Source organism: Cellulosimicrobium sp. XJ-DQ-B-000, from assembly GCF_031119065.1.
Taxonomy (GTDB): domain Bacteria; phylum Actinomycetota; class Actinomycetes; order Actinomycetales; family Cellulomonadaceae; genus Cellulosimicrobium; species Cellulosimicrobium funkei.
Genome location: NZ_JAVHYN010000001.1, coordinates 594,147 through 619,529, shown reverse-complemented (window position 1 = coordinate 619,529; position 25,383 = coordinate 594,147). Strand labels below are relative to the sequence as shown.

The window sequence follows — 25,383 nt, the reverse complement described above, 5'->3', positions numbered from 1 at the left end:
TGACTCTCCTCGGCATGCGGCGGGAGACCGCCGGGAACGACGACGCACGCGGCACCGGACCGGCCCCCGGCCGGCTCGACCGCTTCTTCCGGATCACCGAGCGCGGCTCGACCACCGGGCGCGAGCTCCGCGGCGGGCTGGTGACCTTCTTCGCGATGGCGTACATCGTCATCCTCAACCCCCTCATCCTCGGCGGGACGAGCGCCGAGAACGCGCCCGTCGACGTCGCGGGCGGGTGGCTCCAGACGGCGCAGGTCGGCGCGATGACCGGCCTCGCCGCCGGCGGCCTGACCATCCTGTTCGGGCTCGTCGCGAACCTCCCGTTCGCGCTCGCGGCCGGGTTGGGCATCAACTCGTTCCTCGCCGTCGCCGTCATCGGCGACGTCACGTGGCCCGAGGCGATGGGGCTCGTGCTCGTCAACGGCCTGCTCATCGTGCTGCTCGCCGTGACGGGCGCGCGGTCGGCGATCTTCAACGCCGTCCCGCGCCAGCTCAAGGCCGCGATCACGGTCGGCATCGGCCTGTTCATCGCGTTCATCGGGTTCGTCGACGCGGGGTTCGTCACGCGCACACCGGGCGGGCCGCCGGTCCAGCTCGGCGACGGCGGGTCGATCACCTCGGTCCCGACGCTCGTGTTCGTCGTCGGGCTGCTCACCATGGGCGTCCTCGTGGCGCGCAAGGTCAAGGGCGGGCTGCTCATCGGGCTCGTCGCGACGACCGTCGTGGCGATCGTCGCCGAGTCCGTGCTGCACCTCGGCCCGGCGTCGGAGACGAACCCCGGCGGCTGGCACCTCACCGTGCCGGCGATGCCGAGCTCGCTCGTCTCGGTGCCCGACCTCAGCCTGTTCGGGCAGCTCTCGTTCGGCGCGTTCGACCGGATCGGGGCGCTCGCGGCGACGATGCTCGTGTTCACGCTGTTCTTCACGAACTTCTTCGACGCGATGGGCACGATGACGGGGCTCGCCAAGCAGGGCGGCCTCGCCGACGCGGACGGCAACTTCCCGCGCATCAAGTCGGCGCTCGTCGTCGAGGGCGTGGGGGCGGTCGTGGGCGGCGCGACGTCGTCGTCGTCGAACACGGTGTTCGTCGACTCCGCGGCGGGCGTGGGCGAGGGGGCGCGGACGGGCCTCGCCTCGGTCGTCACGGGCGGCCTCTTCCTCGTCGCGATGTTCCTCACGCCGCTCACGGCGGTGGTGCCGATCGAGGTCGCGAGCGCGGTGCTCGTCGTCGTGGGCGCGATGATGATGGGCCAGATCAAGGAGATCGACCTCACCGACTTCACGGTGACGCTGCCGGTGTTCCTCACGATCGTGACGATGCCGCTCACGTACTCGATCGCGAACGGCATCGGCATCGGGTTCGTCACGTGGGTCCTGCTGCGGACCGCGTGCGGGAGGGCGCGCGACGTCCACCCGCTGCTGTGGGTGGTCGCGGCCGGGTTCGTCGTGTACTTCGTGCGCGGTCCGCTCACCGCGGCCGTGGGAGGCTGAGCCTCGACATCGACCGCACGGCCGACGGGTCGCCCGCTCCTGGGGGTGGCCCGTCGGCGTGCGGGGAGCGGGAAGGGCGAGGCATGGCAAGAACAGCACGGGTGAGCGTCGACGAGCACCGCGCGGACGTCGCGGCCCTCCTCGCCCCCCTCGTGGACGCGGCCCGACGCCGCACCCGCACCGAGGACGTCGACCTCGCCGCCGCGCTCGGCCGGGTCCTCGCGGGAGACCTCGTCGCGCCCGTCGCCGTCCCGCTGTTCCGCAACGCGCAGATGGACGGGTACGCCGTCCGCGCCGCGGACGTCGCCGACGCGCGGACGGAGGCTCCCGTCCGGCTGGCCGTGGTCGCCGAGATCGCGGCGGCGCCGGGCGTCCCGCCCCGGCTCGCGCCGGGCACGGCGGCCCGCATCATGACGGGCGCGCCCGTGCCCGAGGGGGCGGACGCCGTCGTGCCCGTCGAGGACACCGCGACCGGGACGTTCGCCCGCACGCCCGCGGGCACGGCGCGGGAGGGTGCCACCGACCCGGCGACCGGACAGGCCTCCACGACGCCTGCCGACCCGGGGGCCGTCGAGGTCCGGGTGCCGCGGGCGGCGGGCGACTTCGTGCGCGAGGCGGGCTCCGACGTCCGCCCGGGCGACGTCCTGCTGACCGACGGGACCGTCCTCGCGCCGCACCACCTCGCGGCCGCCGCGGCGTGCGGGGTCGGGCGCGTCCGGGTCGTCGCACGCCCGCGGGTCGCGGTCCTGTCGACCGGGTCGGAGCTCGTCGGCCCGGGGGAGGCCCCGGGGCCCGGGCAGGTCTTCGACGCCAACGCCGACGCGCTCGGCGCCGCCGTGCGGCGCGCGGGCGGCGACGTGGTGCTCACGGCCCGGTGCGGCGACGACGCCGAGCGGTTCGCCGCCGTGCTCGCCGAGGCCGCTGCGGTCGCGGACCTCGTCGTGACGTCGGGAGGCGTGTCGCAGGGCGCGTACGAGGTGGTCAAGGACGTCCTCGGCGGCGGTGCGTCGTCGGACGTGACGTTCCGCTCCGTCGCGATGCAGCCTGGCGGGCCGCAGGGGTTCGGCACCGTGCACGGGACGCCCGTGCTCACGTTCCCGGGCAACCCGGTGAGCGCGCAGGTGTCGTTCGCGATGTTCCTGCGCGTGCCGCTCGAGCGGGCCGCGGGGCTGCCCGGCGTCGAGCGCGTGCGCACGGCGGTGCTCGCCCAGCCGCTGACGTCGCCCGCGGGCAAGCGGCAGCTCCTGCGAGGCGCGACCGGCCCCGGGGGCACGGTGCGCGTCGTCGGGGGAGCGGGCTCCCACCTGGTCGCGTCGATGGCGCGCGCGGACGTGCTCGTGGACGTCCCGGCCGACGTGACAGAGTGGGCCGCCGGGACCGAGGTGGAGGTGCGGGAGCTGTGACGCAGACGACGGACGGCGGCGCGCCGCCCACGGACCCCAGCCGTGTGACGACGGACGTGCTCGACGACGCCGTGTCGCGCGCGGTCGAGGACGCCGTCGGGGGCCCCGAGTGCGGGGCCGTCGTGACGTTCCGCGGCGTGGTCCGCGACGTCGACGGCGGCCGGGGCGTGACGCGGCTCGACTACGAGGCGCACCCCGACGCCACGGCCGTGATCCGGCGCTGCGTCGCGGACGTGGCGGCCGAGACGGGGCTGCGGGTCGCCGCGGTCCACCGGTACGGCAGCCTGGGGATCGGCGACGTCGCGCTCGTCGCGGCGGCCGCCGCGGGCCACCGCCGGGAGGCGTTCGAGGCCTGCTCGCTGCTCGTCGAGCGCATCAAGGCCGAGGTGCCGATCTGGAAGCGTCAGCACTTCGACGACGGCGTCTCGGAGTGGGTCGGGCTGTAGGACGCGTCCCTGGACCGCCCGCGAGACGACGAGAGGCGAGAAGTGGCCCCCGGCCGGAGCCGGGGAGGGGCCACTTCTCGCCTCTCGTGAGTTCCTTCTGATCCGCCGGGCGACGACGATGTCGGGCGGGGACCCGGCGGTGCGGGCCGGGAGGGGAGGTCGGGTCAGCGCTCGGCGGGGCGGTTGTCGAGCAGCATGCCGATGCCGAGGCCGACGGCGGTGCCGAGGACGAGGCCGAACCAGCTGAGCACGACGACCCCGACGACGGCGCCGACGGCCGCGCCCAGGACGCTCTTGGTGCCGGCCTTCCAGGCGGCGGAACGCTCGTCGGTGCGGTAGATCGGGAGCGCGGACGCGGCGTTGTCCGGGGTCGTCGAGGACGCGCCGGAGATCGAGGAGGAGGGGCGGTTGGTGGGTGCAGGAGAGATCGTCGTCACGACATCCATGGTAGGAAGAGACGGCGGCTCTGACCTGGGCTGATGCGCCGAGGTGACCGGCTTCACCCTATGATCTGCGCCACCGCTGCCGGTGTCCGGCGGTGCCTGCGCGCGTGGCGCGAGGACTGGTCAGGAGGGGGTGCCATGGGCAGCTCGCGGGAGGCGTCTTCCGAGCTCGCGGCGCTCGCCGCACGAACAGGCGTCGGCCCGCCCGGGTCGGACGAGGGCGAGCACTGGCGCTGGTGGGTGTACTCGAGCGCGGTCGAGGACCCGACCACGTGGAGCGCCCTCCTTCGGCTCGTCTCCGAGGAGCCCGATCCTCATGTGGCGGAGTCCGTCGTCCTCCTGATGGTCGAACGCGTCGACCCGACGACGGCGACGGAGTGGGTCGACCTCCTGCCGGCGGAGCACCAGGGATTTCCCCGGGCGCGCCTGCGGGACGTCGTGCTTCGCGATCACGTGCTCGCGGGCGGTCACGTCGCCGTCGACGAGGTGCCGGGGTGGACGCGCTGGCTGCAGCGTGAGGTCGCGGGGTCGGCGGAGTCTCACGAGGTGCTGTCGGTGCTCGAAGCGTCGGGCGCGACGAGGCGGATCCGTGGACTGGCACGCGAGCGGATGATCGCGCTGCGCCGTCGCGACCGAGGGCGCTGAGAACCTCAGCCGCCGATCGCGCCCATGCTGCGGGTCGTCGCCGCGAAGGCGTCGGCGGCGAGCGTCGGGGCGTCGCTGCCGTGCGCGAGCGGCTTGCGCCACATCGCGCCCTGCCACGCGCGGGCGAGGGCGTCGTCGCGCTCGTCCTCGGCGAGGTCCGCAGAGCGCAGGATCGCGCGCAGGTCGGTCTCGTCGTCGCCGAACAGGCACGAGCGCACGGTGCCCTCGGCGGTGAGCCGGGTGCGGTCGCACGCGCTGCAGAACGAGCGCGTGACGGAGGCGATGACGCCGACCGTCTGGGGTCCGCCGTCCACGAGCCACTCCTCGGCGGGCGCCGACGGGTCGTCGCGCCCGACCTCGAGCAGGTCGAAGCGGGTGCCCAGCACGGCCAGGAGGTCCGTCGCCGACACGAGGTCGTCGCGCGTCCAGCGCCCGTCGGCGTCGAGCGGCATCTGCTCGATGAACCGCAGGTGGCAGCCGTGCTCGACGGCCCACGCGAGGAGGTCGGCCGCGCCCGCCAGCGTCTCGGGCATGAGGACGGCGTTGAGCTTCACCGGCGCGAGGCCGGCGTCGAGCGCGGCGCGGATCCCGGCGAGCACGTCGGGGAGGCGGTCGCGCCGGGTGAGGCGCGCGAAGTGCGCGCGGTCGACCGAGTCGAGGGAGATGTTCACGCGGTCGAGCCCGGCGTCGACGAGCCCGCGGACGCGCTTGTCGAGGCCGATCGCGTTGGTCGTCAGCGAGAGGGACACGCTCGGCGCGGCGGCGCGCGCGGCGCGCAGGATGTCGGCGAGGTCGTTCCGCAGGAGCGGCTCGCCGCCGGTGAACCGGACGTCGGTGATGCCGAGCCGCTCCACCGCGACCCGCACGACCCGGCCGATCTCGTCGGGCGTGAGCAGGTCCTCGCGGGGGATCGCGGGCAGCCCTTCGGCGGGCATGCAGTACGTGCACCGCAGCGAGCACTTCTCGGTGACGGAGATGCGCAGGTCGCGCGCCACGCGGCCGTACCGGTCGACGAGCGCGTCGGTCGCCGGGCGGGCCGGGTCCAGGTCGTCCGGGGCGCCGGAGGGCACGGCGGGCCGCACCCTGGGCATCCCGAGCGAGACGGCGGTCATGGGCCGATCGTAGTCGTCCGTCCCTCCGGGACGGTGACCTGCGCCTCACCGCGTGCTAGCGTGGAGTCCGTCGAGTGGAACTGTAATTCCATTAGACGGAACTTCTCTCCGTGGGTCGGAGGGGGTCCACGGCGGATTCAAGCCCTGTGTTTCGGGCGCGTCACAGCGGACGCGGGCCAGGACACGCAGGGGACTCACCGCAAGGGTTCACTGGAAGGACGCCGGTACGCCGGCACCCTGCGGAAGCGAGGCCACGATGCTCCACATCGTCGACCGGCTCGCCCCCTGGCTCGGTCCGGGGCAGCCGCCCTTCGCCGTGGCGACCGTGGTCGCCGCGTCGGGGTCCGTGCCGCGCCCGGTCGGCACCGCGATGGCGGTCCGCGCCGACGGCGCCGTGCTCGGCAGCCTGTCCGGCGGGTGCGTCGAGGGCGCCGTCCACGCCGCGGCGCTCGACGCGATCGCGTCCGGCACGAGCCACCGCGAGACGTTCGGGTACAGCGACGACGACGCGTTCGCCGTCGGGCTGAGCTGCGGCGGGACGCTCGACGTCCACGTCCAGCCCGTGCTCCCCGACGACGACGCGACGCGCGCCCTGCACGCGCTCGCGGCGCGAGCCGAGCCCGCCCCGCCCGTGGCGCTCGTCCGCCGCATCGACGGCGGCGCGCGCACGGCCGTCGTCGTGGACGACCCGGGCGCCGCCGACGAGGCAGCGGTCGCCCGGGCGCTGCGCGGCCTCGTCGGGCCCGACAGCCTGGCCGCCGCCGCGGCGCAGGTCGTGGCGGTGCTGCACGCGGGCGGCACGGCGACCGTGCACGCGGCGCACGGCGGCCCGGGCGCGGCGCCGTCGCCGTCGCCGTCGCCTTCGGAGGGGTGCGCCGCCGCACCGGCCCCGGCAGGAGCAGCCGCCGATGCGTGCGACGCGGCCGAGCCCGTCACGCTGGTCGTCGAGACGCGGCTGCCCGCGCCGCGCTTCCTCGTGTGCGGGGCCAACGACTTCGCGGGCGCGCTCGTGCGGCACGTCCGGCTCCTCGGCTACCGCGTGACGCTCGTCGACGCGCGCGAGGTGTTCGCCGACCCGCGCCGCTTCCCCGAGGCCGAGGTCGCCGTCGAGTGGCCCGACCGCTACCTCGCCGCCGAGGCCGCCGCGGGCCGGCTCGACGCACGGACCGCCGTCGCCGTCCTCACGCACGACGCGAAGTTCGACGTGCCGCTCCTGCGGCTCGCGCTGGACCTGCCGCTCGCGTACGTCGGCGCGATGGGCTCGCGCCGCTCGCACGCCCAGCGCGTCGCCGCGCTGCGTGCCGAGGGCGTGGGCGAGGCCGCGCTCGCGCGCCTGCGGTCGCCCATCGGGCTCGACCTCGGCGCCGTCACGCCGGAGGAGGTCGCCGTCTCCATCACCGCGGAGCTCGTCGCCACCCGGCACGGGCGCTCCGCCGTCGTCCCGCTCAGCAGCAGCTCGGGCCCGCTCCACGCGGAGCCCGCAGCACGACCGGACGGTGCACCGACGCACCGCCCCCACCCCGAGGAGGCCCCCTGATGGACCTGGGCACCGTCACCGACCTCGTCCCGACCGCCGACCCCGCCGACTGGCGCGAGGGCGACGCGTGGCTCGCGGGCGGGACCGTCCTGTTCTCCTACGGCAGCGAGACGCTCCGGCGCCTGCTCGACCTGACGAGCGCGGGGTGGCCCGCGCTGACCGTCACCGACGAGGGCCTCGAGATCGCCGCGACGTGCACCGTCGCCGAGCTGTGGGCGTTCGAGGAGAGCGCGCAGGCCGCGTCCGTGCGCGACCGGTGGCGCGCGCTGGACCTCGTGCGGCCGTGCTGCGACAGCTTCGTCGCGTCGTTCAAGATCTGGAACACGTCGACCGTCGGGGGCAACGTCTGCACGTCGCTGCCGGCCGGGCCGATGATCTCGCTCACCGCGGCGCTCGACGGCGTCGCGGAGGTCTGGGGGCCGGGCGGCACCCGCCGGGAGCAGCCCGTCGTCGACCTCGTCACGGGCGAGCTGCGCAACACGCTCGCGCCCGGGGAGCTCCTGCGCGCGATCCGTCTGCCGGACCACGCGCTGCGCTCGCGCACCGCGTTCCGCCGCCTGTCGCTGTCCAACCTCGGGCGCTCCGGCGTGCTGCTCGTGGGCCGGGTCGACCCGCCCGACGCCGGGGGCGCCTTCGTCCTCACGGTCACCGCCTCGACGCGCCGGCCCGTGCAGCTCCGCTTCGCGGCGGACGCGCTGCCCACCGCCGCCGACCTCGTCGCCACGCTCGACGCCGCGGTCCCCGCCGACCTCTACCACGACGACATCCACGGGCTGCCCGAGTGGCGCCGGGACATGACCTACCGCCTCGGCGAGCAGATCCGCGCGGAGCTCGTCGACGGCACGACCTCGGACGGAGGCCTCCGATGACGACGACGCCCGCCCCGCACCCGGCCCCGCCGGTGTCGATCGACGGCCGCACCGCTCGCACCGAGCCCCGCGCGGGCCAGTGCCTGCGCACCTACCTGCGCGAGCAGGGCGCGCTCGGCGTGAAGAAGGGGTGCGACGGCGGCGACTGCGGCGCGTGCACCGTGCACGTCGACGGCGTCCCGGTGCACTCGTGCGTCTACCCCGCGCGGCGCGCGGCGGGCCACGAGGTGACGACGATCCAGGGACTCGCGGCGACGTCGTGCCGGGGCGGTGCCGGGGACGAGGCGGCGGGCGCGTGCGACCACGACCCCCACGGCCCGCAGGACGCGCTGCACCCGGTGCAGCAGCAGTTCCTCGACGCGCAGGGCTTCCAGTGCGGGTTCTGCACCGCCGGGATGATCATGACCGCCGCGACGTTCGACGACGCGCAGCGCGAGAACCTGCCGCGCAACCTCAAGGGCAACCTGTGCCGCTGCACGGGGTACCGCGCGATCGAGGACGCGGTCCTCGGGCGCGGCGACACGACCGGGACCGCGCCGGGCACGGGCGAGCGTGCGCCGTCGGGCGGCGACCGGGCCTCTACCTCGCCGGACCGGGGCTCTACCTCGGGGGACCAGGGCTCTGGCGAGGCGGGCCGGGCGTTCGGGCGCGACGTGCCCGCGCCCGCGGGCCGGGGGGTCGTCACCGGGACGGTGCGGTACACGCTCGACGTGGACCCGGCCGACTACCCGGGCCTGCTCCACCTCAAGCTCGTGCGGTCGCCGCACGCGCACGCGCGCGTCGTCGCGATCGACACGACGGACGCGCTCGCGGTGCCCGGCGTGCACGCCGTGCTCACGCACGAGGACGCGCCCGCGACGCGGTTCTCGACCGCGCAGCACGAGCTGTTCACCGACGACCCCGACGACACGCGGATCCTCGACGACGTCGTGCGGCACGTCGGCCAGCGGGTCGCGGCCGTCGTCGCCGAGACCGTCGCCGCCGCCGAGGAGGGGGTGCGCCGGGTCCGCGTCGAGTACGCGCCGCTGCCCGCCGTCGTCGACCCGGAGGAGGCCATGGCCGCGGGGGCGCCGCTCGTGCACCCCGAGCTCGACGCCGCCGCCGCGCGCGTCTCGCGGCCGGAGGCGAACGTCGTCGCCGAGGTGCACAGCGAGCTCGGCGACGTCGAGCGCGGGCTCGCGGAGGCCGACGTCGTGCACGAGGCCACGTACCGCACCCACCGCGTGCAGCACGCGGCGCTCGAGACGCACTGCGCCGTCGCGTCGCTCGACGACGACGGGCGCCTCGTCGTGCGGTCGTCCACGCAGGTCCCGTTCCTCGCGCGCCGCCACCTGGCGCGCGTCCTCGACCTCGACCCGGAGCGCGTGCGCGTGCACTGCGAGCGCGTGGGCGGCGGGTTCGGCGGCAAGCAGGAGGTGCTCACGGAGGACGTCGTCGCGCTCGCGACCCTGCGGCTCGGCCGGCCCGTGCAGCTCGAGCTCACGCGCCGCGAGCAGTTCGTCGGCACGACGACGCGCCACCCGTTCCGCATCCGCGTGCGCGCGGGCGCGCGCCGCGACGGCACCCTCACGGCGCTGCACCTCGACGTCCTCAGCAACACCGGGGCGTACGGGAACCACGGTCCGGGCGTCATGTTCCACGGGTGCGGCGAGTCCCTCGCCGTCTACCGGTGCGACAACAAGAAGGTCGACGCCCACTGCGTCTACACGAACACCGTGCCCGCGGGCGCGTTCCGCGGGTACGGGCTGTCGCAGATGATCTTCGCGGTCGAGTCCGCGGTCGACGAGCTCGCGCGGCAGCTCGGGATGGACCCGGTCGAGCTGCGGCGCCGCAACGTCGTGCGCGACGGCGACCCCATGCTCTCCACGCACCCGACGCCCGAGGAGGACGTGCTCTACGGCAGCTACGGGCTCGACCAGTGCCTCGACCTGGCCGCCGACGCGCTCGCGCGCGGCCGGGCGCGCGACGTCGCCGCGTACGGCGCGGGCGCCGGGTCGGGGCCGGACGCGCTCCCGGACCTGGGCCCGGAGTGGGGCGTCGGGGAGGGGACGGCGCTGTCCATGATCGACACCGTCCCGCCCCGCGGGCACTACTCGCACGCGCGCGTGCGGCTGCGGCCGGACGGGGTCGTCGAGGCCGAGGTCGGGACCGCCGAGTTCGGCAACGGCACGACGACCGTCCACGCCCAGCTCGTCGCGAGCGCGCTCGGGCAGGACGCCGCCGACGTCGTCGTGCGGCAGTCCGACACCGACCTCGTCGAGCACGACACCGGGGCGTTCGGGTCCACCGGCACGGTCGTCGCGGGCAAGGCGTCGCTCGCCGCCGCGCAGGACCTGGCCGAGGCGGTGCTCAAGGTCGCGGCCGGGGTCGCGGGCGCCGCGCCCGGCGACTGCCGGCTCGTGCCCGGCGGCGTCGACTGCGCCGGGACGGTGCTGCCGCTGGCCGACGTCGCGCGCGCCGCCGACGACGCCGGGATCGCGCTCGTCGCCGAGGGCCGCTGGGGCGGCACCCCGCGCTCGGTCGCGTTCAACGTCCACGGCTTCCGCGTCGCGGTGCACCGCGGGACGGGGGAGATCCGCATCCTCCAGTCCGTCCAGGCCGCGGACGCCGGGGAGGTCGTCAACCCGCGCCAGTGCCGCGGCCAGGTCGAGGGCGGCATCGCCCAGGCCCTCGGCGCGGCGCTCTACGAGAACGTGGTGGTCGACGAGACGGGCCGCGTGACGACCGACATCTTCCGCCAGTACCACCTGCCCACGTTCGCGGACACCCCGCGCAGCGAGGTGTACTTCGCGCGGACGTCGGACACCGTGGGCCCGATGGGCGCGAAGTCGATGAGCGAGAGCCCGTTCAACCCCGTCGCACCCGCGCTCGCCAACGCGATCCGCGCCGCGACGGGCGTGCGGTTCACCGAGCTCCCGCTCGCGCGCGACCGCGTCTACCTGGGCATCAAGGCAGCCGCCTCCACCCGCTGAGTGCGGGAAGCAGTCCCGTCCGACGCCGGTCGGCGCGACTGCTTCCCGCACTCAGCGGGGCGTGGGGTCGTCCAGGAGGGCGAGGTCGGCCGCGGTGTCGAGGTCGCGGCCGTCGCCCGGGTGCTCGACGACGTCGACCAGGTCGGCGTGGGCGCGCAGGAAGTCGCGCGCTCCGTGGTCGCCGCGGGCGCTCGCGGCGGCGGGCCCCGCGAGCGCGGCGTCGAGGACGAGCGGGTGCGCCCACCGAGGGCGGTCCGCCCCCGCAGCGTCCTCCGCGGCGCCCCCGGCGAGCCACCGCGACGCGGTCACGCGCCCGGGGCGGTGCGCGGCGAGGAGGCGCGCGACGTCGTCGGGCCCGACGCCGGGCTGGTCCACGTGCGCCACGACGACCCGGGCGGGGACGAGGTCGAGAGCGGCGGCGACGCCGACCCGCAGGGACGACGCCATCCCGGTGGCCCAGCCGCGGTTGTCGACGACGCGCACCCCGGGCCCGTCGAGCGACGACCCGGCCCGCACGCGCGCGGCCTCGGCGCCGAGCACCACGACGACGGCGTCGCACCCGCCCGCGAGCAGGGTCGCCGTCGCGTGCTCGACGAGCGTGCCGCCGCGGTGGGGGAGCAGCGCCTTGGGCCCGCGCCCGAGGCGCGTCCCGGCCCCGGCCGCGAGGAGGACGGCGACGGTGGGCGTCGCGGGCGCGGTCGTCGGCGGGATCGGCACCCGGCCAGGATAGGCGCCGCCGAACCCGGGGTCCCTCCTCGGGCGGCCTCGTCCGCGGGGAGCCACCGCGGGTTCGTCGGGCCGCACGCGACCGTGCGGCGACCAGTCGGTTTTACCAACCCTTGGCGGTTTCATCGGCAGGCTGGGATGCCGCTATGCTCGGCGCGCCGGGGGCGACCGCGGCGGGCCGCGCGCCCGTCGACCAGGGTGCCCGCGGCCGTCCCGCACGACGAGCGAAGGAGTCCGGATGAGCTTCATGGAGAAGCTGCGCGGCCAGCTGATCGACATCGTCGAGTTCCTCGACGAGAGCCGGGACACGATCGTCTGGCGCTTCCCGCGCCAGGGCAACGAGATCAAGAACCAGGCGAAGCTCGTCGTGCGCGAGGGGCAGAGCGCCGTCTTCGTCAGCGAGGGCCGGCTCGCCGACGTGTTCGGGCCGGGCACGTACACGCTCGAGACCAAGAACCTGCCGATCCTGTCGACGCTGCAGGGCTGGAAGCACGGGTTCAACTCCCCGTTCAAGGCGGAGGTCTACTTCGTCACGACGCGCCAGCTCACCGACCTCACGTGGGGCACGCAGAACCCGGTGATCCTGCGCGACCCGGAGCTCGGCGCGGTCCGGCTGCGCGCGTTCGGCACGTACGCCCTGCAGGTCGTCGACCCGGCGGCGCTCCTGCGCCAGCTCGTGGGCACCGACCCGCAGTTCCGCACCGACGAGATCGGCGACTACTTCCGCCGCCTCGTGGTCGGCCAGCTCGGGCCGGCGCTCGCGGAGGCCGGCGTCGCGGCGGTCGACCTCGCCGCGAACCAGGGCCAGATCGCCACGCGCCTCGCGGGCCAGCTCTCGGAGGACCTGTCGGAGTACGGCATCGCCGTCCGGCGCTTCGTCCTCGAGAACGTCTCCTTCCCGCCCGAGGTCGAGGCGGCGCTCGACAAGCGCACCCAGATGGCGGTCGTCGGGAACCTCGACCAGTACACGAGGTTCCAGGCGGCGAACGCGATCGAGACCGCGGCGGGGAACCCCGGCGGGGCGGGCGACGGCCTGGGCCTCGGTGCGGGCATGGGCCTCGGTGCCGCCATGGGGCAGCAGCTCGCGCAGTCCCTCGGGACGCCGTCGGCCCCGCAGGCCCCGGCGGCGCCCGCCGGCCCACCGCCGCTGCCCGCCGCGGAGTCGCCCTGGTACTGGGCCGTGGACGGCGCGCAGGCCGGTCCCGGCACGACGGCGGACCTCGCGGGCCACGTCCGGTCCGGGGCCCTGACGCGCGGGTCGCTCGTCTGGCAGCAGGGCATGGACGCGTGGACGCCCGCCGGGCAGGTCCCGGCGCTCGCGCCGCTGTTCGCCGCGACACCGCCGCCGCTGCCCCCGACGGGCACCTCCGGCGACCCGGCGGCGGGCTGACGGTGAGCGACGTCCCCGACGAGCTGGTCCGCACGCGCTGCGACGCGTGCGGGTCGCAGCTCGCGTACGCGCCGGGCACGCAGCACCTGCGCTGCGTCGCGTGCGGGGGCACGGTCGACATCGTGCACGCCGCAGGCGACGCCGTCGACGAGCACTCGTTCGACGCGTGGGCCGCGGCCCAGGGCGGCGTGCGCGCCGGTCTCCTCGACGCGCGCACGCTCGTGTGCGACGGCTGCGGCGCGACGACGCAGGGCACGGACCTGTCCGTCGCGTGCCGCTTCTGCGGGGGCCACCTCGTCGTCGCGGCGGAGGCCGACGGGCTCGTGCAGCCGGAGGCGGTCGTGCCGTTCGGCGTCGAGCAGGCGCAGGCGCGCGAGGCGTTCCGGCGGTGGGTGCGCTCGCGCTGGTTCGCGCCCGGCGAGCTGAAGAAGGTGGGCGACACCGAGTCGCTGCACGGCTCGTACGTGCCGCACTGGACGTTCGACGCGCGCACGTCGTCCGCGTACACGGGCCAGCGCGGCGACGCGTACTACGTCACCGTGAAGCAGGGGGACCAGGAGCGCCAGGAGCGGCGCGTGAGCTGGACGTACGTCGCGGGGCACGTCGAGCGCGACTTCGACGACGTGCTCGTGCCCGCGTCGTCCCAGGTTGCCGAGCGCGACCTCGCCCGGCTCGGGCCGTGGCCGCTCGCGCAGGCCGTGCCCTTCCGCGCCGAGTACCTCGCGGGGTTCGCGGCGACCCGCTACGAGGTCGAGCCGCCCGTCGGGCTCGAGCGTGCGCAGCAGCAGATGGCGCCCGTGATCCGGCGGGACGTCGAGCGCGACATCGGCGGCGACGAGCAGCGGGTGGCGTCGGTCCGCACCGCGTACGCCGACGTGATGTTCAAGCTCGTGCTCCTGCCGCTGTGGGTCGCGACGTACGTCTACGCGGGCAGGCAGTGGCAGGTGATGGTCAACGCGAACACGGGACAGGTGGTCGGGCGGCGTCCCTACAGCGTCGGCAAGATCGTGCTCGCGGTCGTCGCGGGCCTGCTCGTGGTCGCCGCGCTCGTCTGGTGGTACCTGCGCTCGCAGACGTGAGCTGGTCAGTCCCGGCGCGCGTCGTACGCGCGCTGGGACGCCGACACCTCGTCGACCGCGCCCTCGAGGACGTCGATGAGACCCGAGAGGCTGTCCGCGACGCGGCGCCCGAGGTCGGTGAGGGAGTACTCGACGTGGGGCGGGATGCTCGCCCGCACCTCGCGCACGACGATGCCGTCGCGCTCGAGGGACTGGAGGGTCTGCGCGAGCATCTTCTCGCTGACCCCGTCGATGCGGCGGCGGAGCGCGTTGAAGCGCACCGCGCCGTCGCGCAGGCCGGCGACCGTGAGCACGCCCCAGCGCCCGGTCACCGCCTCGAGCACGTGGCGCGAGGTGCAGCCGCGCTGGAAGACGTCGGCCACCATCGCGTCGGTGGGTCCGGTGTCCTCCGCGGGGCGGGCGTCGGTCGTCATCGCCCCAGGATACGGCGCGCTCGCGCGGAAAGCGCTGTGAGATAGAACGCACTCTCTACTGGTATGCACTTACGAAAAGTAAGCGCATGCTGGTGGTCGTGCGGCCGACCGGCCGCGCACCCCGCACTCGAAGGAGCCCGCGCATGTCCATCGCCGTCACCGGAGCCAGCGGCCACCTCGGCCGCCTCGTCGTCGAGTCCCTCCTCGCCCGCGGGGCCGACGCGTCCCAGGTCGTCGCGCTCGCGCGCACGACCGCCAAGGTCGCGGACCTTGCTGACCGCGGCGTCGAGGTCCGCGAGGCCGACTACGCACAGCCCGAGACGCTCGCCCCGGCGCTCGCCGGGGTGGACGTCCTCGTGCTCGTCTCCGGCTCCGAGGTGGGGCAGCGCGTCGAGCAGCACCGCAACGTCGTCGACGCCGCGCGGGCCGCCGGGGTCGCGCGCGTCGTCTACACGAGCGCGCCGCACGCGACGACGTCCGCGCTCGTCCTCGCGCCCGAGCACAAGGCGACCGAGGAGCTCCTCGCCGCCTCGGGTCTCGCCACGACGGTGCTGCGCAACAACTGGTACACCGAGAACTACGTCGGCGACGTGCTCGGCGCGCGCGAGTCCGGCGAGATCGTCGCGAGCGTGAGCGACGGCCGCGTCGCGAGCGCGAGCCGCGCGGACTTCGCCGAGGCGGCGGCCGTCGTCGCGCTCGCCGCGCACGAGGACGCGTCCGCGCACGCGGGCGCCGTGTACGAGCTGAGCGGTGACGTCGCGTGGACGTACGACGACCTTGCCGCCGCGGCTGCCGAGGTGCTCGGGCGCCCCGTCGTCTACCGGCGCGTGTCGCCCGACGAGCACCGCGCGCTCCTGCAGGGCGCCGGCCTGGACGAGGGGACGGCGGGGTTCGTCGTCGCGCTGGACGGCAACATCCGCGACGGCCTGCTCGCCGAGGTCACCGAGGACCTGCGCCGGCTCCTGGGTCGCCCGACGACGCCGCTCGTCGACGGGCTGCGCGCCGCCGTCGCGCAGGGCTGAGCCGGACGGCGCGGCCGTCCGGGCGACCGGGCGGCCGCGCGACGGCGTCCGTCAGTGGGACGCCTTGACGACGAGCACGGGGACGGGCGAGTCGAGCAGGACGCGCTGCGTGGTGCTGCCGAGCAGGAACTTGCCGACGGGTGAGCGCTTGCGCGCCCCCACGACGACGAGGTCGGGGGTCGTGCGCTCGGCCTCGTCGATGATCGCCTCGGCCGGGTCGCGGTGCTCGGGGCGGTACGACACCTCGGGGCGCGCGACCTGGGCGGGGAGCGTGTCGAGCAGGTGGGCGAGGCTCGCGGGGACGCCCGCGTCGGCGTCCTGCGGCGTGAGCACGAGGACCGCGAGCGCGGTCGAGCGGTGGACCGCCTCGGCGACGGCCGCCCGGAATGCGGTCTCGCCCTGCGGGGAGTCGTTGTACGCCACGAGGACGGTCATCGCGCGGGCCCTTCCGTCATTCCGTCGTGCTGCGGTTGAACTCTCTCACAGCGCGGCGTCCGTCGCCGGTCGGCGGGCCGCCCCGTCGCCGGAGCCGCGGAGCACCGCGTCGGGCACCGCCAGGGTCGGGGGCAGCAGGGGCGGCACGACCTCCCGCAGGACCGTCTCGATCTCCCGCCGCCGTCGGGGGCCGAGCCGCTCGGCGGGCGCCGTGACGCTCACGGCGGCGACCGGCTGCCCGGCGCGCAGGACCGGGACGGCGACGCAGCTGATGCCCGGCTCGTTCTCCTCCGTCTCCGTGGCGAACCCCGTCGCGCGCGTGGCCTCGCACGTCGCCCGCAGCGCGGCGGGCGTGACGGGGTGGTCCTCGGGTGCGGCGCCGGCGTACCAGGCGAGCGCGCCGTCGTCGAGGGTCCGCTGGGAGAGCAGCGCGCGCCCGAGCGCGGTGGTCGCCGCCGGGCGGCGGCGCCCGACGGCCGACCAGACGCGGACGGCGCGGGCCGGCTCGACCTTGTCGAGGTAGACGATCTCGGTCCCGGCGAGGGTGCCGAGGTGCACGAGCTCGTCGGTCGCGCGGCACACCGCGACGAGCACCGGGTGCAGGAGCGCGGGGAGGTTCTCCTCGCCGAGGTAGACCGTCGCGAGCGCCGTCGCCGCGGGGCCGAGGCGGTAGTCGCCGGTCGTCGCGTCCTGCTCGGCGTACCCGCGGAACCGCAGGGCCGCGAGCGTGCGGTGCAGCGACGCCTTGTGCAGCCCGAGCGAGCGCGCGAGGTCCCCGAGCGCGACGCCCTCGGGGCCCGCCGAGGCGAGCGCCTCGAGCGCGACAAGCGCCTTGTCGACGCTGCCGAGCGGGCTCTCCGCCGACCCCGGGGTGCCCGACGGCGCACGGCCGGCTTCCGCCATGGTGACTCCTTCGCCTAGAGTGCGTTCCGTAGTGAACAACAGGTGTTCACCATAGCGAAACGGAGCTTGGATGTCATCCCTGGGACCCCTGGAGGGGATCGCCCGTGCCCGCGTCGTGCCGGTCGTCGTGGTCGACGACGCGGCGCAGGGCGTCCTCGTCGCGAGCGCGCTGCGAGACGGCGGTCTGCCCGTCGCCGAGGTCACGTTCCGGACCGCCGGGGCGCGCGCGGCGATCGAGGCGATCGCGCGCGAGGTGCCCGACGTGCTGGTCGGGGCGGGCACCGTCGTCACAGCCGCCCAGGTCGACGAGGCCGTCGACGCCGGGGCGCGGTTCCTCGTCTCGCCCGGCCTCTCCGCCGCGGTCGTGCGTCGTGCCCAGGAGCTCGGCGTGCCCGTCGTCCCGGGTGTCGCGACGCCGTCGGACGTCATCGCCGCGCTCGACCTCGGCCTCGAGGTCGTCAAGCTGTTCCCCGCGAACGTCGTCGGCGGGCCCGCCGCGGTCAAGGCGTTCTCCGCGCCGTTCCCCGGCCTGCGGTTCGTGCCGACCGGCGGCGTGAGCGCCGCCAACCTGCTCGACTACCTCGCCCTGCCCGCCGTGCTCGCCGCCGGCGGCTCCTGGATGGTCGACGCCGCGCTCGTGCGCGCGGGCGACACCGTCGAGATCACCCGCCGCACGCGCGAGGCCGTCGCGCTCGCCGCGACCGCCCCCCACCCCGCCGAAGGAGCCTGACCCATGACCGACACGACCACCGCCCGCGCCCCGCTCGCCGTCCGCCCCGCGGCCGACTGCGCCTACGACGTCGTCGCGCTCGGCGAGGTCATGCTGCGCCTCGACCCGGGGGAGCGCCGCATCAAGACGGCCCGCCGCTTCGACGTGTGGGAGGGTGGCGGCGAGTACAACGTCGCGCGCGGTCTGCGCCGCGCGTTCGGCCTGCGCGGCGCGATCGTCACCGCGCTCGCGGACAACGAGGTCGGGCGCCTCGTCGAGGACCTCGTGCTCACGGGCGGCCTCGACACGCGCTGGGTCCGGTGGCGCGAGGACGACGGCATCGGCCGCACGGTGCGCAACGGGCTCAACTTCACGGAGCGCGGCTTCGGGGTGCGCGGTGCGGTCGGCGTCTCCGACCGCGGCAACACCGCGATCGCCCAGCTCCGGCCCGACGACGTCGACTGGGACGCCGTGTTCGGCAGCGGCGTCCGGTGGTTCCACACCGGGGGGATCTTCGCCGCGCTGTCGGAGTCGTCCGCCGACGTCGCGGAGGCGGCGATGGCAGCCGCCCGCCGCCACGGCACGGTCGTCTCCTACGACCTCAACTACCGCCCCTCGCTGTGGAAGGGCATCGGCGGCGTCGAGCGCGCGCAGGAGGTGAACCGCCGCCTCGCGCGGTACGTCGACGTGATGATCGGCAACGAGGAGGACTTCACCGCGTCGCTCGGGTTCGAGGTCGAGGGCGTCGACGAGAACCTCACCGACCTCGACACGTCCGCGTTCCGCGCGATGATCACGCGCGCGGCCGAGGAGTACCCGAACTTCCAGGTCGTCGCGACGACGCTGCGCGGCGTGCGGACCGCGACGGTCAACGACTGGGGCGCGATCGCGTGGTCGCGCGTGCAGGGCTTCGCGGAGGCGACGCACCGCCCCGGCCTGGAGATCCTCGACCGCGTAGGCGGCGGCGACTCGTTCGCGTCGGGCCTCGCGTACGGGCTCATGGAGCTCGGCTCGATCCAGGAGGCCGTCGAGTACGGCGCGGCGCACGGGGCGCTCGCGATGACGACCCCCGGCGACACGTCGACGGCGTCGCTCGCCGAGGTCCGCAAGCTCGCGTCGGGCGGCAGCGCGCGCGTGCAGCGCTGAACCGTCGGCCTCCCGTCTCCCGCCGTGCCGGGCCGCACGTCCAGGGTTAGTGTGGGCGCGCTGTCGGCGGGAGGCGGGAGGTACGGCGTGGCTGGTGGGGCCTTCGTGCCCGGGCTGCCCCGCCGCGGCGCCGAGGAACCGCCGGACCTGGGCCGAGCCCTGGAGCACGCGCGCATCCTCCGCGCGGCGGGAGACCCGGCCGGTGCCGCCCAGGTCCTGGACCGGGCCTTCGCCGCCGAGGGCGTGCGGACCCGCACCGTCGCCGAGCGCGTCCGGTTCCGCGCCCTGGTGCTCCGTGCCGACCTCGCGCTCGCCCTGCACGACGACGCAGCCGCCGCACGGTTCCTCGAGGGCGCGGAGTGGTTCCGCGCCGGGGCCGACTTCCTCCCGCGCGTGGCCGACGCGCTCGCCGCCCTCGACGACGAGGTGCACCTCGCGGACGAGCTGCGCGACCGCCTCGCGAGCGAGCGCCGCACGGGCTGAGCCGCACCGGCAGACCTGCCCGGCCGGGAACCGCTCGCGCGGGAGCCGCGTTGGACTGCGCAGTACCGGTGCGGGCGCCGACCGCGCCCGGCCCATCTCGCGAGGAGGCAGACATGCTGTGCCCCACCGACCAGACCGTGCTCGTCATGACCGAGCGCAAGGGCGTGGAGATCGACTACTGCCCCACGTGCCGCGGCGTGTGGCTCGACCGCGGCGAGCTGGACAAGATCATCGACCGCTCGGTGGAGAGCGAGATCGCCGCCGAGGCCGCGGGGCCGGCCGCCGCCGTGCCGCCCGCCCCCGCCGCGCCCGCCCCGACGTCGTACCCGCCGGCCGCCGCCGCGGACTACGGCAGCCCCGCCCCGCGCTCCGGGGAGCGGTACGGCGACCGCCGCGAGGACGACCGCGACCGCTACCGCGACGACCGGTACCGCGACGACCGCTACGACGAGCGCTCGCGCGACGACCGGTACCGCGACGACCGGGACCGCCGGTACGACGGCCGCGACGGCTACGACCCCCGCTACCGCAAGCGCAAGAAGAAGGAGTCCTGGCTCGAGGACCTCTTCGACTTCTGACGCGCCCCGTGGTCGACTGTCCCGCGTGACCGTCCTCGACTCGTTCTCGCTCGTCGGCCGCACGGCCCTGCTCACCGGCGGCAGCCGCGGTATCGGGCGCGCCGTCGCCCGCGCGCTCGGCGAGGCGGGGGCCCGCGTCGCGGTCACGGCGACCACCGCGGCGGCGGCCGACGAGGCCGCCGCCGCGCTCCGGGACGCCGGCACCGACGCCCGCGGCTACGTGCTCGACGTCACCGACCGCGAGCAGGTGGACGACGTCGTCGCGCGCGCCGCCGCCGACCTCGGCACGGTCGACCTGCTCGTCAACAACGCCGGCGTGTCGATCGGCGGCGCGGCCCTCGAGATCGGCGACGACGTGTGGCACCGCACGCTCGCCACCAACCTCGACGGCGTCTGGTACTGCTCGCGCGCCGTCGCCCGGGAGCTCGTCGCGCAGGGCCGGCCGGGGACGGTCGTCAACGTCGGCTCGATGTCCGCGTCGATCGTCAACCGGCCCCGCTGGCAGCCCGCGTACCTCGCGTCCAAGGCGGCGGTGCACCAGCTCACCAAGGGCCTCGCCGCCGAGTGGGCGCCGCACGGCATCCGCGTGAACGCGGTGGCGCCCGGGTACGTGCGCACCGAGGCGTCGCCGGTCGACCAGCCGGAGTACTACGACGACTGCGTCGCGCCCGCCGCGATGCAGCGCTGGGCGGAGCCGGAGGAGATCGGGCCGCCCGTCGTCTTCCTCGCGAGCGCGGCGTCGAGCTTCATGACGGGCGCCGTCGTCACGGTCGACGGCGGCTACACGCTGTTCTGACCGGGCGGGCGCCGTCCCGGGTCGTGCGCCGGGCTAGGCTCGGTCCCCGTGCGCGCACTCCTGGGCAGGTGGGTCGACCCCTTCGTCGTGACGCTGCTCGTGGTGCTCGTGCTCGGGCTCGTCGTGCCCGTGGGGCCGGGCGCGCAGCGCGTGGTCGACGCCGCCGCGGACGTCGCGGTCACCGTCCTCTTCCTCGTCTACGGCATGCGTCTGTCCACGCGGGAGGTCTGGGCCGGGCTGCGCAACTGGCGCCTGCAGGGCGGGATCCTCGCCGCGACGTACGTCGTCTTCCCGGTGCTCGGGCTCGTCACGGCGTGGGCGATCGAGCCGCTCGTCGGGGCGCCGCTCGCCGCCGGCATGCTCTACCTGTCCCTGCTGCCGTCGACCGTGCAGTCGTCCGTGGCGTTCACGTCCGTCGCGCGCGGCAACGTCGCCGGGGCGATCTGCGGCGCGACGGTGTCGAACGTCGCGGGCATGGTGATCACCCCGCTGCTCGTGCTGTGGCTCATGACGGGGACCGGCGGGGGAGCCGACGGGCCCACGGGCGGGCTCGGCGGCCTGCGCACCGTGCTGCTCCAGCTGCTGCTGCCGTTCGTCGTCGGGCAACTCCTCCAGCCCTGGGCGGGGGACTGGGTCCGGGCGCGGCGCTGGCTCACGCTCGGCGTCGACCGCGGCACGATCCTCGTCGTGGTGTTCGGCGCGGTCGCGGCGGCGTCGTCGGCGGGCGTCTGGTCGAGCGTGTCCGGGTGGTCGATCGTCGCGCTGCTCGTGGTCAGCGCGATCGTCCTCGCCGTGATGCTCGCGGCCACGTGGTGGGGCGGCGCGGCGCTGGGGCTCTCGACCGAGGACCGGGTCGCGCTGCTCATGTGCGGGTCGAAGAAGTCGCTCGCGACGGGCCTGCCCATGGCGAGCGTGCTGTTCCCCGTCGCGGTCGCCGGCGTCGTCGCCGTGCCCGTGATCGTCTTCCACCAGCTCCAGCTCGTCGTCTGCGCCGTCCTGGCGCGGCGCCTGGCCCTCCGCGACTGACGCCCCTGGCCCGCCTACCGAGCTGACCATGCGGAGGCGTCCCGTCGTGGCGGCCGGGCGGGCGACGACCACATGCTCGGCGGGTCCGGGTGGGGCCTCCCGTCAGCCGCGGGCCGCGACCTGCTCGCGGACCTGGCGCTTGGCGCGCGTGAGCATGCCGTTCATGCCGCCGATGCGCAGCGGGCTCACCGCGCGCGTCAGGCCGATCGACATCGGGAAGTCGTCGGGCACGTCGAGCACCTCCTGCACCGTCAGGCCCGAGAGGCCCTGCGCGAGGATCGACGCGAAGCCGCGCGTCGTCGGAGCCTCGGCCGGGGCGGTCGCGTAGAAGTGCACGACGCCCGCGTCGTCGACCTCCGCGAAGGCCCGCACCGGCGACTGGCACTCCTCGATCCGCTCCAGCAGACCGGGCGCGCTCGCGTAGCGCTCGGGGAGGTCGGGAAGCTCGTTCGCGAACTCGAGCAGCAGCTGGAGGCGCTCGCGCTCCGGCATCGCGAGGAAGTCCTCGCGGATCTCCGCGAGCGTCGCGGGCAGGTCGGGCGAGGCGTCGGAGGGGGAGCTCATGGGGGCGATCCTCGCATCGGGGCCGGGGCGGCGGGACGGCAGTCCCACCGTGCGGAACGCTCCGCGGACGCGTCGTATGCCCGCGGCACGCCGACGGCGCGCGGTCCGTCGTGGAGGACGGGCCGCGCGCCGTCGGGCACGCTCGCGCGGGACGCGGGTCAGTTGAGCGACGCCGGGGCCTCGCCGGGCTCCTCGCCCTTGACGATCGGCACGCGCACGGCGTTGCCCCACTCGGTCCACGAGCCGTCGTAGTTGCGGACCTTGTCGAAGCCGAGCAGGTACGTGAGCGCGAACCACGTGTGGCTCGACCGCTCGCCGATGCGGCAGTACGTGACGACCTCGTCGTCCGTCGCGAGGCCGAGGCCGCCCTCCTGGTAGATCGCCTCGAGCTGCTCGCGCGACTTGTAGGTGCCGTCCTCCGCGACCGCCGTCGCCCACGGCACGTTGCGCGCCGTCGGGATGTGGCCGCCGCGCAGCACGCCCTCCTCCGGGTAGTCCGGGATGTGCAGGCGCTCGCCCGTGTACTCCTGCGGGGAGCGGATGTCGACGAGCGGCCCGTTGCCGATGTGGGCGAGGACGTCCTCCTTGAACGCGCGGATCGTCACGTCGTCGCGCTCGACGACCGGGTACTCGACCGCGACCGGCTCGGGGACGTCCGTCGTGACCTCGCGGCCCTCGGCGATCCACTTGCCGCGGCCGCCGTCGAGCAGGCGCACGTCCTCGTGGCCGAACAGCGTGAAGACCCACGCCGCGTAGGCCGCCCACCAGTTGTTCTTGTCGCCGTAGACGACTATCGTCGTGTCGCGCGCGATGCCCTTGCTGCCGAGGAGCTGGGCGAAGCCCTTGCCGTCGATGTAGTCGCGCGTGTCGGGGTCGTTGAGGTCGGTGTGCCAGTCGATCTTCACCGCGCCGGGGATGTGCCCGGTCTCGTAGAGCAGCACGTCCTCGTCGGACTCGACGACGACGACGCCCGGCTCGCCCAGGTGCTCGGCGAGCCAGTCGGTGCTCACGAGGCGGTCGGGGTGGGCGTACTGCGTGATCTTCTCGCTGGTGTCGAGCGGTGCGGGCATGGTGTCCTCCGGGCGCGTGGTGGGCGTTCGCTCGTCAGGCTAGGTCGGCCGTCCGCATCACGGAAGGCTCGTGACGCATGCTGAGACGGTGTAAACGCACGCTGCGGACGCTCGCTCCGGTGGCCACACTGGACGGGTGACCGCCACCGTCCCGGAGCGCGTGCGGCGGGCCGTGGCGCTGCTCGACCTCCGCGGCGACGAGGCCGTGCTCGAGATCGGCCCCGGTCCCGGGGCGGCTGCCGAGCTCGTGCTCGCCACCCACCCCGGCGTGCGGTACGTCGCGCTCGACCGGTCCGCCGTGGCGGTCGCCCGCACGACCGCGCGCAACCGGGTCGCTGTCGACGACGGCCGCCTCGTCGTGCGGCGTGGGGAGCTCGCGGCGACCGGTGGTCCGAACGTCTCCGGCGGCCCGTTCGACGTCGCGTTCGCGGTGGACGTCAACGTCTTCTGGATGCGCGTGGCCCATGCCGAGGCGAGCGCCCTCGCCGCGCTGCTCGTCCCGGGCGGAGCGCTCTGGCTCGTCCATCAGACGCCGGACGGAGGCGACGACCGGGTCCTCGACGGCGTGCGCGCGTCGCTCGACGTCCCCGCGCTGGGCCCGGTGACGGTCGTGCGCGACGGGGTGCTCGCCGTCGGCGCGCGACGGGTGGCCGACCCGCCCGGGTGACCGGCGGTCAGCCCAGGAGCTCGCGCGTCGCGTCGCCGAGGGCCTGGTCGAGCAGCTCGAGGCCGAGGTCGAGCTCCTCCTCGCTCACGGTGAGCGGCGGGGCGATGCGGAACACGCCGCCCATGCCGCGGAGCTGCACGACGTTCATGTGGAGCCCGAGCTCGAGCGCCCGCCGGGTGACGAGCGCGCCGAGGGCGTCGGCGCCCTCCTTCGTCTCGCGGTCGAGCACGAGCTCGATGCCCTGGAGCAGCCCGCGCCCGCGGACGTCGCCGATCGTCGCGTGGCGGTCCTGGAGGTCGAGCAGCCCGGCGCGCAGCCGGTCGCCGAGCACCCGGACGCGCGCGTCCATCCGCTCGGCCTGGAGCACGTCGAGCACGGTGGTGCCGACCGCCGCGACGAGCGGGTCCGAGACGTGCGTCGTGAAGAAGAGGAAGCCGCGCTCGTGCGCGCGCGCCTCGATCTCGGCGCTCGTGACGACGGCGGCGAGCGGGAGCCCGGCACCGAGGGTCTTGGAGAGGGTGAGGATGTCCGGCACCACGGGCTCCTCGCCGTCGCGCCCCTCGAACGCGTACCAGGAGCCGGTGCGGCACAGCGCCGTCTGCGCCTCGTCGAGGATCAGGAGCATCCCGCGCTCGTGGCACTTGTCGCGCAGCGCCGCGAGGTAGCCCGGTGGGAGCTCGACGATCCCGCCCGAGCTGAGGATCGGCTCGACGAGGCACGCCGCGAGGCTGCCCGTCGACTGCACGTCGACGAGGTCGAACGCGAGGTCGAGCTGGCGGCGCCAGTCGTGCGTGCCGTCGGGCGCGAGGTGGTCGGGCCGGTACGCGTTGGGGACGGGGATGACGAGGTTGCCGGGCGCCGTCGGGCCGTAGCCGCGGCGGCCCGCGCTGTACGTCGCGGCGGCCGCGGCGTGCGTCATGCCGTGCCACGACCCGGCGAGCGAGACGACCTCGTGCCGCCCCGTGACGAGCTTCGCCATCCGGATCGCGGCCTCGTTCGACTCGGCCCCGGTCGTCAGCAGGAGCACCTTCTCGAGCGGGTCGGGCAGCGTGTCCGCGAGCCGGCGCGCGAGGTCGACGACCGGGCGCGACAGCATCCCGGAGAACAGGTGGTCGAGCGTCCCGACCTGGCGGCGCACCGTCTCGACGATCGCGGGGTGGCTGTGCCCGAGGATCGCGCTCATCTGACCGGACGTGAAGTCGAGGACCCGGCGCCCGTCCGCCGTCGTGACGAAGCTGCCCGCCGCGCTCTCGACGATCTCGGGCGTGAACGGCCCGCCGTACCGCACGAGGTGGCGGTCGGCGTCGGCCCAGAACCGCGCGGCGTCGTCCGCGGCGGCCCGGCCCCCACCGGGGGACGGGGCGGACGGCGGTGCGGGCGCGGGGGAGGGCGGGAACGTCATCCTCCGAGCGTAGGGACGCGCCGCTGTGCGCGACCAGCGCGAGTCTGCGTACAGTCT

At 75.5% G+C, this 25,383-nt stretch carries 26 protein-coding genes; 17 read left to right on the top strand and 9 right to left on the bottom strand.

Annotated features, from left to right (window positions below; genetic code table 11):
• Positions 1–14 precede the first annotated feature (14 nt).
• From RDI86_RS03185 to RDI86_RS03175, 3 genes are all read left to right on the top strand, one after another.
• Positions 15–1,490 carry an NCS2 family permease gene (locus tag RDI86_RS03185; protein WP_076405169.1) on the top strand — a complete coding sequence of 492 codons (1,476 nt, stop codon included), beginning with the start codon at positions 15–17 and terminating at the stop codon, positions 1,488–1,490.
• 101 nt (positions 1,491–1,591) lie between these two features.
• Entirely contained in the window at positions 1,592–2,893 is a 1,302-nt protein-coding gene (gene glp / locus RDI86_RS03180; protein WP_308820666.1) for a gephyrin-like molybdotransferase Glp, read from the top strand.
• Complete coding sequence (locus RDI86_RS03175; protein WP_082774251.1) at positions 2,890–3,339, top strand: molybdenum cofactor biosynthesis protein MoaE; 450 nt, start codon at positions 2,890–2,892, stop codon at positions 3,337–3,339. Before glp ends, RDI86_RS03175 begins: the two co-directional genes overlap by 4 nt.
• 164 nt (positions 3,340–3,503) lie before the next feature.
• Here RDI86_RS03175 and RDI86_RS03170 read toward each other — a convergent pair whose 3' ends face one another.
• A complete protein-coding gene (locus RDI86_RS03170) occupies positions 3,504–3,776 on the bottom strand; it encodes a hypothetical protein (protein ID WP_061266931.1) in 273 nt (90 codons plus the stop codon).
• A 144-nt stretch (positions 3,777–3,920) separates the two neighbouring features.
• On the opposite strand from RDI86_RS03170, the gene RDI86_RS03165 reads away from it, so the two are divergent.
• Positions 3,921–4,427: a hypothetical protein gene (locus RDI86_RS03165; RefSeq protein ID WP_308820665.1), complete on the top strand. Its 507-nt coding sequence runs from the start codon at positions 3,921–3,923 to the stop codon at positions 4,425–4,427.
• A gap of 5 nt (positions 4,428–4,432) precedes the next feature.
• Here RDI86_RS03165 and moaA read toward each other — a convergent pair whose 3' ends face one another.
• The gene (gene moaA / locus RDI86_RS03160; protein ID WP_168944651.1) at positions 4,433–5,539 is read right to left on the bottom strand and encodes a GTP 3',8-cyclase MoaA; all 1,107 of its coding nucleotides are present in this window, start codon (positions 5,537–5,539) and stop codon (positions 4,433–4,435) included.
• A 256-nt stretch (positions 5,540–5,795) separates the two neighbouring features.
• Between moaA and RDI86_RS03155 the strand changes: the two genes are divergently transcribed.
• Genes RDI86_RS03155 through RDI86_RS03145 form a run of 3 tightly spaced genes read left to right on the top strand, consistent with a single transcriptional unit; the run spans position 5,796 to position 10,917 of the window.
• Entirely contained in the window at positions 5,796–7,076 is a 1,281-nt protein-coding gene (locus RDI86_RS03155) for an XdhC family protein (RefSeq protein ID WP_308820664.1), read from the top strand.
• The gene (locus tag RDI86_RS03150) at positions 7,076–7,945 is read left to right on the top strand and encodes a xanthine dehydrogenase family protein subunit M (protein WP_061266941.1); all 870 of its coding nucleotides are present in this window, start codon (positions 7,076–7,078) and stop codon (positions 7,943–7,945) included. The genes RDI86_RS03155 and RDI86_RS03150 overlap by 1 nt, the downstream gene beginning before the upstream one ends.
• On the top strand, positions 7,942–10,917 hold the full coding sequence (locus tag RDI86_RS03145) for a molybdopterin cofactor-binding domain-containing protein (RefSeq protein ID WP_308820663.1): 2,976 nt from the start codon (positions 7,942–7,944) through the stop codon (positions 10,915–10,917). Before RDI86_RS03150 ends, RDI86_RS03145 begins: the two co-directional genes overlap by 4 nt.
• A gap of 51 nt (positions 10,918–10,968) precedes the next feature.
• Here RDI86_RS03145 and RDI86_RS03140 read toward each other — a convergent pair whose 3' ends face one another.
• A complete protein-coding gene (locus tag RDI86_RS03140; RefSeq protein ID WP_308820662.1) occupies positions 10,969–11,634 on the bottom strand; it encodes a nucleotidyltransferase family protein in 666 nt (221 codons plus the stop codon).
• A 247-nt stretch (positions 11,635–11,881) separates the two neighbouring features.
• On the opposite strand from RDI86_RS03140, the gene RDI86_RS03135 reads away from it, so the two are divergent.
• Positions 11,882–13,033 (top strand): SPFH domain-containing protein, encoded by a 1,152-nt coding sequence (locus RDI86_RS03135; RefSeq protein ID WP_144722419.1) that lies wholly within the window; start codon positions 11,882–11,884, stop codon positions 13,031–13,033.
• 2 nt (positions 13,034–13,035) lie between these two features.
• Positions 13,036–14,112, top strand: coding sequence for a hypothetical protein (locus RDI86_RS03130; protein WP_144722420.1), 1,077 nt, complete (start codon positions 13,036–13,038; stop codon positions 14,110–14,112).
• A gap of 5 nt (positions 14,113–14,117) precedes the next feature.
• Here RDI86_RS03130 and RDI86_RS03125 read toward each other — a convergent pair whose 3' ends face one another.
• The gene (locus tag RDI86_RS03125) at positions 14,118–14,525 is read right to left on the bottom strand and encodes a helix-turn-helix domain-containing protein (RefSeq protein ID WP_031316645.1); all 408 of its coding nucleotides are present in this window, start codon (positions 14,523–14,525) and stop codon (positions 14,118–14,120) included.
• Between the two features lie 143 nt (positions 14,526–14,668).
• Here RDI86_RS03125 and RDI86_RS03120 point away from each other — a divergent pair, with 143 nt between their 5' ends.
• A complete protein-coding gene (locus RDI86_RS03120; protein WP_308820661.1) occupies positions 14,669–15,547 on the top strand; it encodes an NAD(P)H-binding protein in 879 nt (292 codons plus the stop codon).
• Between the two features lie 51 nt (positions 15,548–15,598).
• Here RDI86_RS03120 and RDI86_RS03115 read toward each other — a convergent pair whose 3' ends face one another.
• The gene (locus RDI86_RS03115; RefSeq protein ID WP_034653722.1) at positions 15,599–15,982 is read right to left on the bottom strand and encodes a universal stress protein; all 384 of its coding nucleotides are present in this window, start codon (positions 15,980–15,982) and stop codon (positions 15,599–15,601) included.
• A gap of 45 nt (positions 15,983–16,027) precedes the next feature.
• Positions 16,028–16,885 carry an IclR family transcriptional regulator gene (locus tag RDI86_RS03110; RefSeq protein ID WP_308820660.1) on the bottom strand — a complete coding sequence of 286 codons (858 nt, stop codon included), beginning with the start codon at positions 16,883–16,885 and terminating at the stop codon, positions 16,028–16,030.
• A gap of 70 nt (positions 16,886–16,955) precedes the next feature.
• Between RDI86_RS03110 and eda the strand changes: the two genes are divergently transcribed.
• The 6 genes from eda (at position 16,956) to RDI86_RS03080 (ending at position 21,623) form a co-directional block, all read left to right on the top strand.
• The gene (gene eda, locus RDI86_RS03105) at positions 16,956–17,615 is read left to right on the top strand and encodes a bifunctional 4-hydroxy-2-oxoglutarate aldolase/2-dehydro-3-deoxy-phosphogluconate aldolase (RefSeq protein ID WP_308820659.1); all 660 of its coding nucleotides are present in this window, start codon (positions 16,956–16,958) and stop codon (positions 17,613–17,615) included.
• Positions 17,616–17,618: 3 nt separating this feature from the next.
• Complete coding sequence (locus RDI86_RS03100; protein ID WP_308820658.1) at positions 17,619–18,740, top strand: sugar kinase; 1,122 nt, start codon at positions 17,619–17,621, stop codon at positions 18,738–18,740.
• Between the two features lie 87 nt (positions 18,741–18,827).
• Positions 18,828–19,223, top strand: a complete 396-nt coding sequence (locus tag RDI86_RS03095) for a hypothetical protein (protein WP_128957539.1) — start codon at positions 18,828–18,830, stop codon at positions 19,221–19,223.
• 113 nt (positions 19,224–19,336) lie between these two features.
• A complete protein-coding gene (locus RDI86_RS03090) occupies positions 19,337–19,801 on the top strand; it encodes a zf-TFIIB domain-containing protein (protein ID WP_308820657.1) in 465 nt (154 codons plus the stop codon).
• A gap of 25 nt (positions 19,802–19,826) precedes the next feature.
• The gene (locus RDI86_RS03085) at positions 19,827–20,597 is read left to right on the top strand and encodes an SDR family oxidoreductase (RefSeq protein ID WP_308820656.1); all 771 of its coding nucleotides are present in this window, start codon (positions 19,827–19,829) and stop codon (positions 20,595–20,597) included.
• A gap of 48 nt (positions 20,598–20,645) precedes the next feature.
• Positions 20,646–21,623 carry a bile acid:sodium symporter family protein gene (locus RDI86_RS03080; RefSeq protein WP_308820655.1) on the top strand — a complete coding sequence of 326 codons (978 nt, stop codon included), beginning with the start codon at positions 20,646–20,648 and terminating at the stop codon, positions 21,621–21,623.
• A gap of 102 nt (positions 21,624–21,725) precedes the next feature.
• Here RDI86_RS03080 and RDI86_RS03075 read toward each other — a convergent pair whose 3' ends face one another.
• Positions 21,726–22,187: a SufE family protein gene (locus RDI86_RS03075; RefSeq protein ID WP_021482841.1), complete on the bottom strand. Its 462-nt coding sequence runs from the start codon at positions 22,185–22,187 to the stop codon at positions 21,726–21,728.
• 158 nt (positions 22,188–22,345) lie between these two features.
• Complete coding sequence (locus RDI86_RS03070; RefSeq protein WP_021483735.1) at positions 22,346–23,257, bottom strand: sulfurtransferase; 912 nt, start codon at positions 23,255–23,257, stop codon at positions 22,346–22,348.
• 136 nt (positions 23,258–23,393) lie between these two features.
• On the opposite strand from RDI86_RS03070, the gene RDI86_RS03065 reads away from it, so the two are divergent.
• A complete protein-coding gene (locus tag RDI86_RS03065) occupies positions 23,394–23,924 on the top strand; it encodes a class I SAM-dependent methyltransferase (RefSeq protein WP_308820654.1) in 531 nt (176 codons plus the stop codon).
• A 7-nt stretch (positions 23,925–23,931) separates the two neighbouring features.
• Here RDI86_RS03065 and RDI86_RS03060 read toward each other — a convergent pair whose 3' ends face one another.
• On the bottom strand, positions 23,932–25,326 hold the full coding sequence (locus RDI86_RS03060; protein ID WP_308820653.1) for an aspartate aminotransferase family protein: 1,395 nt from the start codon (positions 25,324–25,326) through the stop codon (positions 23,932–23,934).
• Between the last annotated feature and the right edge of the window lie 57 nt (positions 25,327–25,383).

Bases quoted from the DNA above. Each gene is read 5' to 3' on its own strand.
- RDI86_RS03110 (WP_308820660.1), bottom strand. From the start codon at position 16,885: ATGGCGGAAGCCGGCCGTGCGCCGTCGGGCACCCCGGGGTCGGCGGAG.
- RDI86_RS03185 (WP_076405169.1), top strand. From the start codon at position 15: ATGCGGCGGGAGACCGCCGGGAACGACGACGCACGCGGCACCGGACCG.
- RDI86_RS03150 (WP_061266941.1), top strand. From the start codon at position 7,076: ATGGACCTGGGCACCGTCACCGACCTCGTCCCGACCGCCGACCCCGCC.
- RDI86_RS03075 (WP_021482841.1), bottom strand. From the start codon at position 22,187: ATGAGCTCCCCCTCCGACGCCTCGCCCGACCTGCCCGCGACGCTCGCG.
- RDI86_RS03155 (WP_308820664.1), top strand. From the start codon at position 5,796: ATGCTCCACATCGTCGACCGGCTCGCCCCCTGGCTCGGTCCGGGGCAG.
- RDI86_RS03070 (WP_021483735.1), bottom strand. From the start codon at position 23,257: ATGCCCGCACCGCTCGACACCAGCGAGAAGATCACGCAGTACGCCCAC.
- RDI86_RS03125 (WP_031316645.1), bottom strand. From the start codon at position 14,525: ATGACGACCGACGCCCGCCCCGCGGAGGACACCGGACCCACCGACGCG.
- RDI86_RS03165 (WP_308820665.1), top strand. From the start codon at position 3,921: ATGGGCAGCTCGCGGGAGGCGTCTTCCGAGCTCGCGGCGCTCGCCGCA.
- eda (WP_308820659.1), top strand. From the start codon at position 16,956: ATGTCATCCCTGGGACCCCTGGAGGGGATCGCCCGTGCCCGCGTCGTG.
- RDI86_RS03145 (WP_308820663.1), top strand. From the start codon at position 7,942: ATGACGACGACGCCCGCCCCGCACCCGGCCCCGCCGGTGTCGATCGAC.
- RDI86_RS03115 (WP_034653722.1), bottom strand. From the start codon at position 15,982: ATGACCGTCCTCGTGGCGTACAACGACTCCCCGCAGGGCGAGACCGCA.
- RDI86_RS03060 (WP_308820653.1), bottom strand. From the start codon at position 25,326: ATGACGTTCCCGCCCTCCCCCGCGCCCGCACCGCCGTCCGCCCCGTCC.
- RDI86_RS03100 (WP_308820658.1), top strand. From the start codon at position 17,619: ATGACCGACACGACCACCGCCCGCGCCCCGCTCGCCGTCCGCCCCGCG.
- RDI86_RS03090 (WP_308820657.1), top strand. From the start codon at position 19,337: ATGCTGTGCCCCACCGACCAGACCGTGCTCGTCATGACCGAGCGCAAG.
- RDI86_RS03120 (WP_308820661.1), top strand. From the start codon at position 14,669: ATGTCCATCGCCGTCACCGGAGCCAGCGGCCACCTCGGCCGCCTCGTC.
- moaA (WP_168944651.1), bottom strand. From the start codon at position 5,539: ATGACCGCCGTCTCGCTCGGGATGCCCAGGGTGCGGCCCGCCGTGCCC.
- RDI86_RS03135 (WP_144722419.1), top strand. From the start codon at position 11,882: ATGAGCTTCATGGAGAAGCTGCGCGGCCAGCTGATCGACATCGTCGAG.